Annotated in this window: 10 protein-coding genes and 1 tRNA gene; 8 read left to right on the forward strand and 3 right to left on the reverse strand. The window is 46.7% G+C overall.

All coding sequences use genetic code 11. The features are described from left to right. Window positions 1–60: 60 nt before the first annotated feature. Window positions 61–4692, reverse strand: coding sequence for a DUF3320 domain-containing protein (locus AB6805_RS02540; RefSeq protein WP_370907895.1), 4632 nt, complete (start codon window positions 4690–4692; stop codon window positions 61–63). Window positions 4693–5018: 326 nt separating this feature from the next. Here AB6805_RS02540 and AB6805_RS02545 point away from each other — a divergent pair, with 326 nt between their 5' ends. From AB6805_RS02545 to AB6805_RS02555, 3 genes are read left to right on the forward strand one after another with little or no spacing between them, the layout of a single operon-like run. Continuing rightward, window positions 5019–6116, forward strand: a complete 1098-nt coding sequence (locus AB6805_RS02545; RefSeq protein WP_370907896.1) for a hypothetical protein — start codon at window positions 5019–5021, stop codon at window positions 6114–6116. After that, on the forward strand, window positions 6113–7210 hold the full coding sequence (locus AB6805_RS02550; RefSeq protein ID WP_370907897.1) for a S8 family serine peptidase: 1098 nt from the start codon (window positions 6113–6115) through the stop codon (window positions 7208–7210). The genes AB6805_RS02545 and AB6805_RS02550 overlap by 4 nt, the downstream gene beginning before the upstream one ends. A 4-nt stretch (window positions 7211–7214) precedes the next feature. Further along, on the forward strand, window positions 7215–8288 hold the full coding sequence (locus tag AB6805_RS02555; RefSeq protein WP_370907898.1) for a hypothetical protein: 1074 nt from the start codon (window positions 7215–7217) through the stop codon (window positions 8286–8288). A 57-nt stretch (window positions 8289–8345) separates the two neighbouring features. On the opposite strand, the gene AB6805_RS02560 is transcribed toward AB6805_RS02555, so the two are convergent. After that, a tRNA-Arg gene (locus AB6805_RS02560) sits at window positions 8346–8419 on the reverse strand. 135 nt (window positions 8420–8554) lie between these two features. Between AB6805_RS02560 and ung the strand changes: the two genes are divergently transcribed. Next, a complete protein-coding gene (gene ung, locus AB6805_RS02565) occupies window positions 8555–9226 on the forward strand; it encodes a uracil-DNA glycosylase (protein ID WP_370907899.1) in 672 nt (223 codons plus the stop codon). 11 nt (window positions 9227–9237) lie between these two features. Next, entirely contained in the window at window positions 9238–9981 is a 744-nt protein-coding gene (locus AB6805_RS02570) for a lysophospholipid acyltransferase family protein (protein WP_370907900.1), read from the forward strand. Window positions 9982–10023: 42 nt separating this feature from the next. Here the strand turns inward: AB6805_RS02570 and AB6805_RS02575 are convergent, their stop codons facing one another. Further along, window positions 10024–12732: a putative LPS assembly protein LptD gene (locus tag AB6805_RS02575; RefSeq protein WP_370907901.1), complete on the reverse strand. Its 2709-nt coding sequence runs from the start codon at window positions 12730–12732 to the stop codon at window positions 10024–10026. A gap of 248 nt (window positions 12733–12980) precedes the next feature. Between AB6805_RS02575 and AB6805_RS02580 the strand changes: the two genes are divergently transcribed. From AB6805_RS02580 to AB6805_RS02590, 3 genes are all read left to right on the forward strand, one after another. After that, window positions 12981–14213, forward strand: coding sequence for an N-acetylmuramoyl-L-alanine amidase (locus AB6805_RS02580; protein ID WP_370907902.1), 1233 nt, complete (start codon window positions 12981–12983; stop codon window positions 14211–14213). 125 nt (window positions 14214–14338) lie between these two features. Further along, window positions 14339–15337 carry an MlaD family protein gene (locus tag AB6805_RS02585; RefSeq protein ID WP_370907903.1) on the forward strand — a complete coding sequence of 333 codons (999 nt, stop codon included), beginning with the start codon at window positions 14339–14341 and terminating at the stop codon, window positions 15335–15337. Between the two features lie 9 nt (window positions 15338–15346). Then, window positions 15347–17230: an OstA-like protein gene (locus AB6805_RS02590; RefSeq protein WP_370907904.1), complete on the forward strand. Its 1884-nt coding sequence runs from the start codon at window positions 15347–15349 to the stop codon at window positions 17228–17230. Window positions 17231–17275: the final 45 nt, after the last annotated feature.

A 17275-nucleotide genomic window follows, 5' to 3' on the forward strand; every position in this document is an offset into this window, starting at 1 on the left:
ACGCTAAACAGATATTATTAATTTAAATTTGTCCGGTTTCAGTACAGCGCCTGTACGGTATCATGCCTTCAGCAGTTCGCCTTCCCGTTGTACCTGGTTATTTTCAATGCTGAGATCAATGGCTTTCAGGATCTCTTCTTTCATTTCTTCGGTTACACGGCTGTAGCCGAACATCCTGGCAATGAAAGGCACGGCATCTTCGCGTTGTATGGCCACCGCATCCTTCACCACTTTTTCCAGGGCTACGCCTATTTCTTCTGCTGCTATGTAGTTGATTTTCCTGGCGGCGGCCGGCAGTTGGCTGCGGTTGCGCACCACGGGCGTAGGCAATGAAGTATGCCAAAGGAATTGTCCTTTAATTTTTATGCGTTTGCCGGCATCGGAATGGCGTACCGCATGACGCAGTATTTCCCGGATACGGGGTCCCACCCTGGTAATACCTGCTGCTTCTACCATCCGCCGGGCTAACTCATCAAAATGAACCGGGCTTTCCACTGTTACTACCTGTTCTATCCAGTTACATAGTTTACCAATGGGAGACAGATGAAATTCCTGCGCCCGGATTTCATCCGGTAATACTGCGGTTTCATATGCCGGCACTTCTTCTTCGGTTGCTTCCACTGCTTCCCGGGTCAGTACCTGCGGGGATTCTTTCTTCGCATCTTCGGCTACCTGGTCGTCGATCGCAACAGCGGCTTTTGCTTTTTCAATAGCAGCCACCAGGCGGTTCAGCTCCCGCTCCGGATTACGGAACCAATCGGTGCTCCACACCCGGTGGATCTTCCAGCCAACGGCTTCCAGTACCTGCTGCCGCAAACGGTCACGGTCACGGGCGGAACGGGCAGAATGATAAGCGGCACCGTCGCACTCGATCCCCAGTATATAACGGCCCGGATTTTCTGCATCTACAATAGCCAGGTCAATATAAAATCCTTTTGACCCTACCTGCTTGCGTACAATATATCCCAGCGATTCCAGTTTAAACGCCACATTTTCTTCAAACGGACTATCTGCCGGAAGCCCTGTTTCGGCGGTCATGTACAGCTTACCATGCTGTGCGAAATACAGGAAATTTTTCAGCGATTGTATACCATAGCTCTTGGTCCTGTTCACATCAATATCATCGGCGGTAATATTGGTAAATACTTCGCAACGTGTTTTCGCCCGCGTGATCAGTACATTGAGCCTTCTTTCCCCGCCTTCGTTATTCAGCGGCCCAAAAGACATGGCCACATATCCTTCCTCCGTACGTCCGTAACCGATAGAAATAAATATTACATCCCTTTCATCTCCCTGCACGTTTTCCAGGTTCTTCACAAAGAAAGGTTCGTCCTGGTGCGCCATGAAATATGATTCCAGCTCAGGTGATTTACGGCGCCGCAATTCCAGCGCATCACTGATCGCCTGCCGCTGCGAGGTGCTAAACGCTACCACTCCTAAACTCATTCCGGGATTTTTACGGGCATGTTCCATTACCGCATCTGCTACAATTTCCGCTTCCTTAGGGTTGGTGCGGGTTTTACCACGGTCGTATGCCGTATCTTTCAGGTGATGAAATACCAGTCCTTTTCTTTCTTTATCACCGGGACTCGGAAATATCACCAGTTTATTCTCATAAAATTCATGATTCGACAACGTGATCAGCGATTCATGCCGGCTCCTGTAATGCCAGCGCAACATACGTTGTGGCGCACCCTGTGCATCGCACAAACCGAGGATGCTCTGCATATCTGCGGTAACATTTTCTTCATCATCGGTTTCCCGGGTAAGGGAATCAAAGAAGCTGGTAGGTGGCAATTGTTTATTATCTCCTACTACCACCAGTTGTTTACCGCGCAAAATAGCGCCCAGCGCTTCTACCGGCTTCACCTGGCTGGCTTCATCGAAAATAACGAGGTCAAATTCCAATGTGGCCGGCGGTAAAAAATTAGCGATAGACAATGGGCTCATCATAAATACCGGCTTAATAGCCTGTATCGCCAAACCCGCTTCCTGCATCAGTTTCCGGATAGGCATATGCCGCGCCTTTTTGTTAAACTCCGTGCGGAGGATGTTTACCTGTCCGCCGGCATCAGCGCGCGGCATTTGCTCCCAGTGCTGTAAAGCAGCACGGGCGCGGTTATACTGAAGATTCAATACATCCAGCTTACGGAACTGCTGCACCATTTCTTCATGGCCTGCACGCTCAAATTTACGCAAGGCAGGCTGCGATTTCACGGCTGTTTCCACCAGGTATTCATACCATGTTTTTTCCAGCGCTGTTCTCAGTAATCTTGCACCGCCTTCCCATTCCTGCACCGGTGTGAGCAGGCATCCCAGCTGTTCCTGTATAGCCGTTTCCGTTATATTGTTCCACGCAATGAGGTGATGTATTTCGGGTAGTTTATCTGTCCATGTTTGTAACTGCCATTGCTGTACATCCAGCAGCACAGGAAATTGTCCGGGCGGCATTTCCAGCTTCTCCAGCACGGCAGTGTTGCGTTGCTGCTGCGCTGCCAGCAATTGCGTAAGCTGCTGCTGATCAGCAAGGGCATCGGCGGCGTTGCGGTGAGTGTGTAACCATTGAGCTACCTGCGCAGGACAGCTACCTGCTGAAATACGTGTATGCAACTCCGTTAGATAGGCCGTTGCTTCTTCCAGCGCTGGCCAGTCGGTATGTGATTTCTGCCAGCGGCTGCCGAACAAGGTGCCGGCTAAAGCAGCATGTTCTTTCAGCAGGGTATCCTGCCGGCGGAACTCCATGATCGCATCCACATACTGCAATTTTTCATCCTTGTCGTCCGGCAATGCATGTTTGCATAAAGCCGCCAGTTGCCGGTTACTTTTTTTGTACGCGCCAATCAGGAACTTGTACCATTTGTGTCCATGTGCCAGCAGGTTTTCCCGGATTTCCATTACGTTTTGCTCCCATGCCTCGGGAATAAAGATTTCCTGGTACTGCTGCTGAACGGCAGTAGCGGCTACACCTGCGGTCAGCCATTCCGCGATATCCTGCTTTTGCAATACCCACGCTTTATTGGCAACGTCTATTTCATGCAGATCCGGTTGACGCGCCAGCAGCGCGCAAATATCAATAAGCGTATGTACCGCGTTAATATCTTTGGGAGATGGGATACCCATTTTTCCTGCGATCGCGGAAGTCGTTTGCACCAGTGCTTCCTGGGCGGCCAATGCATCTGCCAGCATCCGGGCAAAAGCAGTTTGTTCATGTGGCAGCAACACCGTGAGCCGGCTGCCGCGGAAAGCGAGATTGGCCGGCACACCTGTTTCCTGCAAACAGGCCTGTATCCGCAACGCCATTGCGGTAGCCTTGTTCATTGCAGCAGCATCCCAGCGGGCGATATCCGGCAATTGTATATGTGGTAATGTGATACCTGCAGTTTCTTCGTTTAGCCGTAGCAGGTAACCTATTACCTGGTGGGCAGTTAAACCGCTTCTTTCAATAGCGCCATTCACTGCAAGACAGTAATCATTCAATTCTTTCTTGTAATTATCCAGGAGTAATACTTCTTCCTGTAACTTCTGGATAGACGGGCGCCCCAGTTCCAGCACCTTTCTCAGTTCCTGGTGCAGTTCTTTTTTATTGGCTTTATGACTGTGCAATTCCAGGCAGGCTTCTCCCAGCTGGATATTATCCAACCGGCGCTTCACCACTTCCAGTGCGGCCATTTTCTCTGCTACAAATAACACTTTTTTACCGCGGCCAATAGCGTCTGCAATGATGTTGGTAATGGTTTGTGATTTGCCTGTTCCCGGCGGGCCCTGTATCACCAGGTTACGGCCTTCCTGCACGCTCAGCATGGCCATGATCTGGGAACTGTCGGCATCCACTACCTGGAACAGTTCATGCGCATTGGTATCGTTGTCGATGAACACATCATCCGGCAGTTGCGGAACAGTGTCTGAAAATCCGCCACCAAAAAGACTTTGAATTACCGGGTGCGTAATCATATCATCCTCCTGCTGCCATTTGGAAGCATCCAGGTCGTTATAGATCAGGAATTTGCCAAAGGAGAAAAAGCCCAGTTCCACTGTATCGGCGGCCACTTTCCATCCCGGCATGGGCTCCACTGCGGCAGCCACTTCCGCCAGGTAGGCGTTTACATCAAAGTCTTCCGCATCCGGCAAATCAGGGATATGTATATTAAAGTCGGCCTTCATTTTTGCCTGCAGGGAAATGTTGGCGCCTACTTCCTCGAGGGAGTATTTCAGCCGGAAACGTTCTCTCGCGCTGGACCTGTCCAGCAGCACCGGCACCATGATCAGCGGTGCAAACCGCGCTTCTTCGCTGCCAGCGACCTCATACCACTGCAACATCCCCAGGGAAATATAAAGAATGTTTACCCCCTGCTCTTCCATGCTCATCCGGGCGGCATAGTAGGTGTTGAGCAGCCGGGAATGCAGGGTTACCTGGTTTTCATTGGTTTGTAAACGGGTATCGGTTAACGCATCTTTCAATACCGGTTCATTATACTGCACGGCTTCTTCTTCCTGCTTTTTTTCGGGCCGGCCGAGGAACGACATGGTTTTACCTTCCCGCACCAGTATATCATAAATGGCAGCAGATTGTTCTTCTACAATATGTAAACCTTTGCCGGCTGGCAACTTGTAATTCAACAATGGATTCCTGAGACCTAAATCCAGTAACTCTTTCCTGGAAGATTCAAGCCTGGTTAATATAGATGCGATCATAATGGCAAAATAAAACGCTACAAATATAATTTTAATAAACGGTGAAGAAGGAGAAGAAGTATACAAAAGAAGAAAATCCTGCGTCATCACCTAAACGCCTTCAGGCTCAACGATCTCACCAAAAAAAATAATTTTTTTATCCCGAAAGTTTTATAACTTCGGTTCATCTAGCTATTTTTTGTAATAAATAGTAATCAGAAGTACCCCGGATTGTGTAAATGCCCCAATAGTTTTCTGGATATTTTATAGATATAACCTCAGTCACAGAAGATATTTTTCTAAAGGAATTGTTATGCTTTTTTTGTAATCCCTATAACCCACATGCTATGTTTAATAGTATTGCCCTTGACGTAGTCATTGGACTAACATTTGTATTCCTGTTATACAGCTTGTTCGCCTCCATCTTACAGGAAATAATAGCAAAATATTTACAACTGCGTGCATTGATGCTCCAAAAGGCACTCCGGCGGCTCTTGCAGGATAGTGAGTTTACAGATAAGCGGAACCTCGCCATGCGCCTGCTCGCCGGCAAAAAAACATTAAAAGAGAAAGAAGATTTCGTACATCATTTCCTGGAATATCCCACCATCAAATACCTGGGAGAAGGCTCCTTCTTTCGAAGGCCCGCCTATATCAAACCCGAAACATATGCGGAGGTGCTGGTCCGCATCCTGCGTGGAGCCAACTATACCGGGCTTGAAAACCAGATGCAGCTGATTAAAGACAACCTGGCTGTAGACACAGGGGTGCCCGTCAAGGATAACGATAATAAGGACAAGCACCTTAAAATAGATACAGAAACACATAACATGCTCGTACAAATGATGTACGAGAGCAGCAACGATATTGACAAGTTCAAATCCAGGCTGGTGGCATCATTTAACGAGATGATGGAACGCGCGGAAGGCTGGTATAAAAAGCAGACCAGGCTGCTGTTATCTATCATTGGCTTTGTATTGGCGGCCTCTTTTAATGTAGATACCATCCAGATTACAAAAGTTTTAATCGACAATAAGCAGGTGCGCGATAACGTGGTAAATACTACAGTCGCGAACTTTGACAAAGTTAAGCAACTGGTTGGAAAAGACACTTCTTCGCCCTATACCCAGGATGATCTGAAAAATATATCCGGTCAGATTACTTCACTCAACAACATATTAGGCTCAAAGAAGATGGCGGAAGAAAACCTGGTTAACATACATATTTTCGGTTGGGGCATCACTTTGCCCAATTATCTATCCATCATCGGCTGGCTCATCACTGCCTTCGCCATCTCACTGGGCGCTACTTTCTGGTTTGATTTATTACAAAGATTAATCAGCATCCGGCAGGCAGGTGTAAAGCCGGAAGAGAAGCAGGCTAAGAACGACGGCCAATCAACAGCCTCCACTATTGTTGAAAATAAAAAATTGCGTGTAGGATGATAGTCACCGCCAATAAAGCCGTTAATACACGCCTGGGATTCCCGCATACTTCCGCCACCAATCCAACTTACATCGAAGACGGCCACGAGCTCGATATCGTTGCTAAAGTATATGGCGAAACCCTTGAAGGCAACAATGAATGGTATCAGACCATCATCGATGAATACTATTGGAGCGGTGGTTTTCATACAACACCGGAAGCATTAGCGTTACCTGTTACACAGCAATCCACATTGTTTGATGAATGGCGGATAACAGACTTCTGGAAAAAAGGAATAACAGGTACGAAAACAAAAGTAGCCATCATCGATATGGGCTTTAATCCAAAGAATGATGCCATCGCCCATCTCTTTGGTCAGCATAACAGCACACAAATGCAATTCCCGGACACAGGCCACGGTACTTATATGTCATCCATCATTGGTGGTAATGATGCCAAAAATGGTTTCCTCGGAATTGCTCCGGAGGCGGAGATTTTCATAAAAGAATTAAACATCACCAGTAATTCATTTCGCATGTCTGCACTGATGGACCTGCTGGAAACGCTGCATGATTTTGATGTCATTTCTATGAGCTTTGCCTTTACCGGCGGTTTAAACGACACTGCGAATACCATTACCAGGTTCAATAGCATTACCAGTAAATTGGTGACTAGTGGTACAACCATTTGTATTGCTGCCGCCGGTAACGAAGCACTTACCAACATCAAATATTATCCCGCGGCCTATAACCAGGTAAACGCCGTCGCCGGCACAGATGCTACGGATAATATTTTGTCCGGTTTAAGTAATATCTGGCCAGGTGTACAATTAGTTGCACCTTATCGCGGCTATTTCGACAAAGTAGATGCCGACAGGTTCGGCAAATATTTTAATACTAACAAAATCAATGGAACCTCCTCTGCAACTGCATTTACGGCTGGCATTATTGCGTTGATCAAATCTTATCATAACCAAAGAAACCTGCCCTTTACCAATAAAGATTTGCAGGATAAATACTTAACACAAACATCGGTACACAGACCTGATCAGCCCAATAGCCCCTTCCAGTCAAATACGATCAATAAAGAAATGTTTTTCTCACTCTTAAAATAGCATTATGAAACATTTAGTACTGTTTATCTCCCTGCTGCTTGCAGGTGGCCTTACCTATGGACAAAAGCCGGTTGAACTTGACTTAAGTAATAAAATAGGAAGTGATAAAACCATAGGACTGAAAACCACCGGCGTCAAGCTCCTGAACATGTCGTTGCAATACAATTACAAAATCAAAATTACCGTAAGAGAAGAAGCAGATAATGCTTCGCAGAACGGGGGTGAAATGGGCAGCGACGCCTGCCATGAAGCTAACCCGAAGTTCGTTGGCTTCCTGGCATCTTTGCAAAATGAAAAAGATGAAGCAAAAGTAAAAGACCTGATTGATTCAGTAAATAAGGTTCTGAAAGATATTAAAGCAAGTGATTGTAAAAATACATTACAGAAAGAGGCTGATGCGGTAATTGAAAAAACAAAACGGGAATATTCCTTTGAATCATTGACGGCTAACTTTACATTAAAGAATAACCAGGATATCATTGTTACAATAGAAGCATACAGCGCTGAAGGCACCAAGGCTGATAAAGCATGGCAGTTCATCCTCCGCACGCCGCGCAGCGTAAGCTATCTCACTCATTTCGGCTTCACCTTTTCTCCTAATTTCATCAAAGAACCTGATCGCTTCTTCAGCAAGGCATCCGGTAATAGTATATTAAGTCCAACCACAGATTCCTTCACCATCAAAAGGAAAAGTAATAATGGTACTGATTTCTGGAAGGACTTATCCATCACTGCTAACTTTATTATGCCGGTAAAATTCAATCGTAAACAGGAGCAGTCCAATATGTTCAACTTCGCCTGGTCAGCCGGTTTTGGTGTAGGCGGAGATGCCCGTTTTACGGTGTTTACGGGTCCTGCCTTATTAGTGTCTGATTTCTTTGCGGTGAGCCTGGCCGGTGGCGTAAGCTATGCTTATAAGTTGAAAGGTGAGTATGAAGAAGGGCAGGGCTTAATGCAAAGTCTCGACTTTGATCAGCTACACGACAGAGGTATACGTCCAAATATACTGTTGTCCTTTAGCTTCCGTCTCTCTAAAGATGAACTCTCCAAGGCGATAGAAAAAGTAGGGGGCAAATAATTTTGGGAAAGAAATAAAAAAGGACAAATCGATAAATAACCGATTTGTCCTTTTCCGTGTCCTGGATTGGATTCGAACCAATGGCCTACTGCTTAGAAGGCAGTTGCTCTATCCAGCTGAGCTACCAAGACTTATGTGTTTGTTTTCCCTTGAAATGTGAAATAAATTACTATATTTAACTCGCATTTTGGGAGTGCAAATTTATGTAAATTTCTCCCAATAAATCAAATTTAATTTATTTTTCTTTAAATATCGACGTGAACACTATGGATGTACAAATAGAATCAAGCTGGAAGGAAGCGCTGAAAGATGAATTTCATAAGTCTTATTTCGATCAGATCGTCATGTTTCTTAAACATGAAAAGGCATTGGGTAAAGTAATTTATCCTGCCGGAAACCTGATCTTTAATGCCTTTGATAAAACACCGATAGATAAAGTAAAAGTAGTGATTCTTGGTCAGGATCCTTATCACGGTGCAGGACAGGCGCATGGACTCAGCTTTTCCGTACCGGATGGCGTAAAACCTCCTCCTTCGCTTGTGAATATTTACAAGGAAATGAAAACAGATCTCGGGCTGGAAATACCTACCAGCGGCAATCTTACCAAATGGGCGGAACACGGTGTACTGTTATTAAACGCCTTTCTTACTGTAAGAGCTGGTGAACCCGCCTCCCATAGTAAAATAGGTTGGGGCGATTTTACTGATGCCGTGATCCGCAAAATTTCCGATCAGCGGAGCGATGTGGTATTCCTGCTCTGGGGCCGCTTTGCACAGGATAAACAATACCTGATAGACGCTACCAGACATCATATATTGCAGGCCGCACACCCCTCTCCTTTCAGCGCTGATAAAGGATTTTTCGGATGCAGGCATTTTTCAAGAACAAATGAAATACTCGGAAAGGCAGGAATAGCACCGGTAGACTGGAGACTGTAAAAAACAACCCTATGTTTAAAAATATCTTCGGCAGAATATTCGCAGCATGGATGTTAGTGATGTTCGCACTAACAATGCTGGTAATATTCATCCCGGTATGGATTATTTCTTACCTGCCGGAACCGCGTAGAACAAAAGGATTTCTGCTCTTTGGCAGGATATGGATGAAAGTTTATCAGCCACTGATTGGCTGCCCGGTACGTAAAAAAGGCCTGGAATATTTTGCACCCGGACAAACCTATGTAGTAGTCTGTAATCACAACTCCCTGATCGATGTGCCGGTAACATCTGCAGAAATTCCCGGTATCAATAAAACACTCGCAAAAGCATCTCTCGGCAAAGTGCCGCTGTTTGGTGTGCTGTACCGTATAGGTGGTATCCTGGTAGACCGCAGCAGTGAAGCCAGCCGCAAACAAAGCATCGTTGAAATGAAACATGCCCTCAGTTTAGGCATACACATCCTGCTTTACCCAGAAGGCACACGCAACCGCACAGATCAGCCCTTAAAGGATTTTTATGACGGCGCCTTTGCATTAGCGATAGATACCCAGGCGCCATTGATGCCGTCGTTACTCTTTCACACCAAAAAAATATTACCAGTAGGAAAGAAATTTTTCGCATGGCCGCATCGCATCGATTATCATTTCCTGCCTCCCCTGCCTACTACAGGACTGACAAGAGATGACCTCCCTGCTTTTAAAGAAAAAGTATTCCGCCTGATGTGGGATTATTACCTCGCCAACAATACAAAGTAATATAACGAAAGTGGGGATTGCCAATGGCAATCCCCGCTTTCGTTATAAATCCTGGAACTGTCTCGATCGGTTTATCCGCAGATCACGCAAAATACCCGCTTTCGGATTAATGGTGATACTAAACTGCCGGAACGTACCAAACGGAATCAGGTTGATCGACATCTGCCAGCAGTGCAGATCGCGCGAGATATACATATTCGTATAGGCCACCTGCATATTGGTAAAGTCGAAACCACTGTTCAAACCAATCTTCCATTTTGGCGTGAGACTGAAGTCGCCGTTAAAACTTACATATTGGGTAATACGTTTCACCACACCCCCGGAATCGGGAATAACGGTATTGGTATAAGATAAGCTATAGGAAAGATCCACACGCCACGGAATATCGAAATCCACGTACTCGCCGGGATTGTTACGCACCATCTGCAGCTGCCGCTGTTGCGCGGCAAAAGCGGCGTCTGCGCCCTGTACATTCTCCATGGAATCGATCTTCTGTTCTTTCTCCTGGCTCTTTTTATCTTTCGACTGGAACGAGGTACTCATGGAAATGCTGGCATTGGTTAAACGACCCAGGCTGATTTTTCCCTGCTGCCATACGTATTTATCAAGGCGGTGGCCGCGGGCATCTACCTGGTAGGGGTCGATATTACCGCTGGCGGAGATATTCAGCTTATCGAACAGGTTGGTACGGGCGTATAAGCTGAAAGTAGACAACTTAAAGGAGTCTGCCACCAGGTTGTAGCTGCCGTTGATCCCAAAACCATCCAGCAGTTTTATTTTCTTTTCATGGTTGCCCGTGGTATCTTTTTTAGAGAACACCTTCATCTCCAGGTTATTGTCCAGCCCAAAGTTCAGGCCTCCAAACGCGCCAGGGGAAGGCACGCCGATGATGGCTCCGTCAAAGTCGGATACCATTTGTTTATCGCCCTCCTTGTTGTATTGCAGCTCATGGTAATATTTGCTGGACAGATCGGGGCGGTAACTGGCACTCAGCGTGGGGCGCATCACATGGCGGATGGCTTTGATCTTTGAATCTTTTTTAAACGTGTACATACCGTATATGGCGGTAGACAACGACATGCTGGCGCTGATATCGCGGGCACTGTAAAATCCGGGAATGTAGGTGGTATCGATGGCACCAAGCGTATCCAGCCCCGGGTTCCATTTGTTCGGATCCCATTTACGGGCAAATTTCTTCGTATACCAGTATTCGGTATAGTTGATCCCTGGGGATAACGTAAAGGTTTTAAACACCGGGATAGAAAACGAGATCGGGATATTATGCTGCATGCCGGTTTGCATGGCGTCAAACATCGCCTGTTTACCAAACAGGGAATCCTTGAAGTTAGCCTGGTTGCGCAGGATAGTATTGTAGGAAACCCCAATCTTTTCGTACCATTTTGGCGTGCCCACCATTTCCTTTGGCTGGAAAGGATAGATCGTATTTACCGTGAAAGTGGCGTCCGGGAAGGAAATAGACACATCACGGGTGCTCAGGTTCTGCGAGTGGTTCAACCCCATGGTGAGGTTGTAGGGCTTCCCCTGCCAGGTTTTGGAGAACGTGATAGACGATCCGATGTTATTATTTACACGTGTATTGTAGTCATACACGTTGTACTTGTTATAGGAAGAGGTTCCAAAGTTCACGGCAGCGCCAAAGTTCACGCCGGGGCGCGCCTTGCTGTCCATGCTATGGTTCCAGGTGACCCTGAAATCCTTTGAGGTGCTGAACTCTGATTTTACGGCCGGATCCCCGAAGCGGGTATTGGCAAAGCTCAGATTAAGCCCGCCGTTGTACTTATATCGCTTCCGGTAGGTAGGGCTGGCCGTGAGACTCCAGCTGCCATAAGAATACACGTCCCCGCGCATGGTCAGGTCGAAATGGTCCCCTAAACCGATATAGTACCCGCCGTTTTCCAGGCCTATCCCTTTCTGCTGGTTCACCACGTACTGTGGCGGCAGTATACCCGAGCGCTGACCCTGGGTGATGGGAAAAATGGCAAAAGGTATATACAGTGGTGTGGGAATGCCTTCTATTTCCAGGTTAGCCGGGCCGGAGATCACCAGTTTATCGGGGATCACCTTTATTTTACGGGCCCGGAAGCTAAAGTGCGGTGTATCCAGGTTACAGGTAGTGTACCCGTTTTTAAAGCCGAAAATGGTATTATCTGCCGCCTTTTTGGTTTGCTGGCTGTGAATATAGCCTTCTCCGTACTGGGAGCGGGTATTATAAATCTTCGCTTTCTGGGAGGTAAAGTTATATTTGAGGGTATCCGATTCAAAGCTTTGTCCGCCGTCGTTCATCACCGGGCCGCCAAACAGCTTGCCGGCCGTATCTTTGGCGTTGGTAGCCTCCAGGATGCCGGTTTCCTGGTCGAAATTCATTTTTTCGGCAGAAAGGTCAATCGTTTTGTACTTTGTGTTGGCGGTACCATATAAATAGAAGCGTTTATCGGGTACCATCAGGATGATAGAATCCTTTGCTTTATAATTTACCGGTGCATCCAGCGTGTCTTTTGATATCTTTGGTACGAACAAGGTATCTACGGTCGTTTCACCGCTGGTGTCCACACCTTTGGTTAATTGGGTGGAATCGGCTGTGACAGGGGAAACAGGTACCGGTTTTGGTAATTTGCCGGTATCTTTCCGTATCAGCGGAGTGGTATCTGCCAAACTTTTGTTAAAATAAGTAACAACTTGTGGCCTTTCACCCGCAACTGCATCTATAATAAAGGGAATGGCGACGAACATACCGGCAAAAACCAGGTATGTATGCCGAAAAAACTTTTTATAATTATTTTTGTAGCTAGCGTTCATGTGTTATGGCGGCAAACCTACAAGATTTTATACAATTTATTACAAATGGTAACTTGTAATGTTTGTAAGGTAATATAACGAAAGGTAGCGGAAACTCGCGTGGAACAAGCGGATTATTAATTTAACAGATAAACTTATTTTTTTATTTTTTGTGAAAAACAGCACCCATTAAAATGAGAATCATGCGCTGGAACCGATTTTGGATTTTAGGACTGGGAACACTACTCACCTGTACCTTATTTATTCAGGCCAAAACAAATCCCGTTTCCGATAAACAGGACAAGCCTATACGAACTATTGTTATTGATGCCGGCCACGGCGGTGAAGATCCCGGCGCAAAAGGCAGCTATTCCACGGAGAAACAGGTAACACTGGAAGTGGCACTGAAACTGGGAAAGATCCTGGAAGAAAACATGCCCGATGTAAAGGTAGTGTATACACGAAAAAGTGACCGCTTCGACGATCCCCGCAAAAAAGCCCAGATTGCCAACGACAATAAAGGGGAACTTTTTGTATCCATCCACTGCAATTCTACCGGCAAAATCCGCAAGGTAACCGGTTACAAAACCACCTACCGCAAGAAAGGAAAGAAAAAGATCCCGGTAAAAACACCGATATACGCCTACTACCCCAGCAATGCAAAAGGTACGGAAACGTATATATGGGCTACCAGCAAAAACAACGCTAAGATGGAGTCCCTGAAACAAAACTCCGTTATCGTACTCGATGCCAACTCAGAAGAAACCCAGCAGCTGATGAGCGACGATCCTGAAACCTTCATCCTGCTCAATACCCTGAGAAATGCCTACTTCGACCAGAGCCTCCGCCTCTCTACCCTCATCGAGGATGAATTTACCCGGGTAGGACGTATCAGCCGCGGCGCCAGGCAAAGAAATGAAAAAGGTATCTGGGTACTGTCTGCCACCGCCATGCCAAGCGTGCTGGTGGAACTGGGCTTTATCAGCAACCCCGAAGAAGAAGACTATCTCAACTCCAACAACGGACAACAGGAACTGGCCAATTGCATTTATAAAGCCATTAAGCGTTACCGTGAGGAACTCGACAGGTTTACCAATAACCGCAACACCCAGCCGGCTACCACCAAAGTATCGGCTAAAAGCAATAACACGACCGCATTGCTAAACACCAGCAACAGGAGCAGCAACAATAAGTCTGCCCCCGTACCCGGCGACAGCTACTGCGTACAACTCATGATCACCGACAAATTTTATAAACCGGGAGCTTCCATTTTCAGGAAGCTCCACGGTGACGTGAACCGCCAACGCATCGTGATGAATAAAAAAAAACTGAACAAATATATCCTGGGCCGCTTCAGGACCGATGAACAAGCCTCCGGCGAGATGCGCAAAGCCCGCAAACTGGGTTTCAAAGATGCTTTCGTAACTTCCTGCTAATCACACTGCCTCCTCCCTCCCCCCTTCTTATTACCCCGCTTTCCTCTTTTTTATTACTAACATTTTCGTACGACCACTTCCGTGCATGCTTTTTGATTATTTTTGCGTGAACGTATACGAATCTCATGCTCAAATTATCTAACGAAACCAAAGTAGGTGTATTAACTGTGCTGGGTATAACCTTACTTGTGCTGGGCTTTAATCTGCTGAAAGGAAAAAGCCTGTTTTCTCATAATAAAACCATTTATGCCGTGTACCACCAGGTAAATGGTTTACAACCAGCCAACGCGGTACAGGTAAATGGCCTGGTAGTCGGTAACGTAGCTAACCTGGAAGTAATGGACAAAGATGCCTCCCGTATCCTGGTAGCCATCACCATTACCAAAAAAATTGATATCCCCCGTAACTCTGTGGCCCGTATCAGCAGCGACCTGCTGGGTACCAAAACAGTACAGCTCGACCTGGGTAACGCCGGCGAATATCTGAAAAGTGGCGACACCATCTACGCAGCCGTAGACGGCTCCATGACAGACGCCCTGAAAGAACAGCTTAACCCGCTGGTAAAAAAACTGGAAGGCACCCTGTCTAATATCGATTCCGTACTGATGTCGGTAAATGCCATTCTCGATACCACCGCAAAAGGCAACCTCCAGGACGCCATCCGCAACCTCAATACCACCATGCGTAACTTTACGCATACCTCCGCATCCCTTAACAGTATGCTGGATCCCAACAACGGTAACATCCAGAAAACATTCGATAACCTGGCCGCCGTTACCGGTAACCTGAAAGAGAATAACAGTAAAATTACCGGTATCCTCGATAATGCCCAGAAAGCCACCGGTGCGCTGGCTAACGGCAACATCGATAAAACACTGGCGCAATTACAACAAACCGTGACCAGCCTTAACCAGACCATCAATAAACTGAATACCACCGATGGCACTGCAGGCATGCTGCTGAACGATAAAAAAGTGTACAACAACCTCCAGTACTCATTGGGTAACCTGAATAAGCTGCTGGAAGACCTCCGCGTCAATCCAAAACGCTATGTACACTTCTCCCTGTTTGGCAAAAAAGATAAAACGAAACCGTTACCTTCTGACACAATAGCGGTACAATAAAAAGAATCAATGCATCGATACATAAAATCAGGGATTTTTCTGGCCGTCATCTGCCTGCTGGCAGCTACGGCCAACGCCCAGTTTCCGGCTCAACAAGCGCCGAAAGCCGGGTCGGTAATTGAAATTATTCACGCGGACTCACTGATCATGAATGACAAAGATTCTGTCAGCGTTACCCGCTTCATCGGCAACGCCCTCTTTAAACAAGGTACCACCCTGTTTAACTGCGACAGTGCCGTGAAAGATAATAAAACCAATATCATCGACGCATACGGCCATATACATATTAACCAGGCCGACAGCGTTCATATCTACGGTAATTACCTGAACTACGATGCCAATACCCGCCTTGCTCTCCTCAGGGAAGATGCAAAACTGACAGACGGTAAAGTAACCATCACCGGCCCCGAACTACAATATGACATGAACGCCAAAATAGGCTCCTATGTCAAAACCGGTAAACTCGTAAATGGTAAAAGCGTACTCACCAGCGATGAAGGATACTATTACACCGATACCAAGGAAATGCACTTCATGCGGAATGTATTACTGGTAGATCCGGAATACACCCTCAGCACAGATGAACTGTTGTATAATACCGGTACCAAAATAGCCACCATCGTTGCGCCTACCACCATCAACAATAACGACAAAAGCGTGATGTACGCCACCAGCGGTTATTATGACACGGAAAAAGGCTATGGTAATTTTGGGAACCGGCCTACCATCGAAGACAGTACCGGCACCATCACCGCCGATAACATAGAAATGGACAAACTTTCCGGTATGGCCTATGCCACCGGTAACATGGTATATAAGGACACCGCCCGCAAAATGTCGCTGCTGGCCAACAGGGGCATCGTAAACCAACGCGAAAAAACGATCCTCGCCACCCAGAAGCCGCTGCTCATCATGGAAAAAAATAAAGATACCCTGTATATGGCCGCTGATACCCTGTTTTCAGGCGTGATCAGACCAGACGACAGCTTATCTATTCCCTCTGTAGCCGGACTGAAACGCATCCCGGATTCTCCCACAAAAAACCTGAAAAGCATCCGGAATATACGACCGCCGGAGAAATTTACCGCTACCATATCCCCCATCACCCGGGGCGATTCCATCGCCCGGCGACAACAGGATAGTGTAGCCGCCAACGTTATGATGTTCATCGCCGACAGCACCCTCGCCAAAACCAGGCAGAAACTGGATTCGGCTGTGACAAACATCAAGGTGGCGCCCATACCGGACGTGGTCCTGCACGATTCCCTGCCGGGTATCAAGCACCATGCAGACAGTATGGCGCTCACCGCACCTAAAGATACCAGTGAGCAACGTTATATCCTCGCCTACCATCATGTGAAAATATTCTCCGACTCCCTCCAGGGTGTAGCAGACAGCGTATACTATTCGTCGAAGGATTCTATCTTCCGCTTCTATGGCACCCCGGTGCTTTGGTCTAATAACACCACCCAGCTAAGCGGCGATACCATCCTCATGTTCACCAAAAACCAGACAGCAGATAAAATGCTGCTCAAAAACAACGGCTTTATTATTAATGAAGCCGGACCGGGCATGTTTAACCAGATTAAAGGCAATGTGATTACCGGTTATGTACTGGGTGAAACCCTCGACTGGATGCACGTGGAAGGAAATGCGGAAACGATCAATTATATTAAAGACAAGGCCGGCGCCTATATGAGCGTCAACAAAGCCCAGTGCGCCATTATTAATATCTTCTTTAAAAAAGGAGAAGTAGATAAAGTGGTACTGATCAAAGATCCGGAAGGAACCGTGTATCCGTTTACACAACGCCCTAAAGAACAGCTCCTGCTGGAAAACTTTAAGTGGGATATAAAACGGCAGCCCAAAACGAAATACGAGCTAATGCAATAATTTTCGTTGAAACAATACCTGGAAATGGCTGCTTCAACGCAGCCA

The organism is Chitinophaga sp. RCC_12 (assembly GCF_041360695.1).
Taxonomy (GTDB): Bacteria; Bacteroidota; Bacteroidia; order Chitinophagales; family Chitinophagaceae; genus Chitinophaga.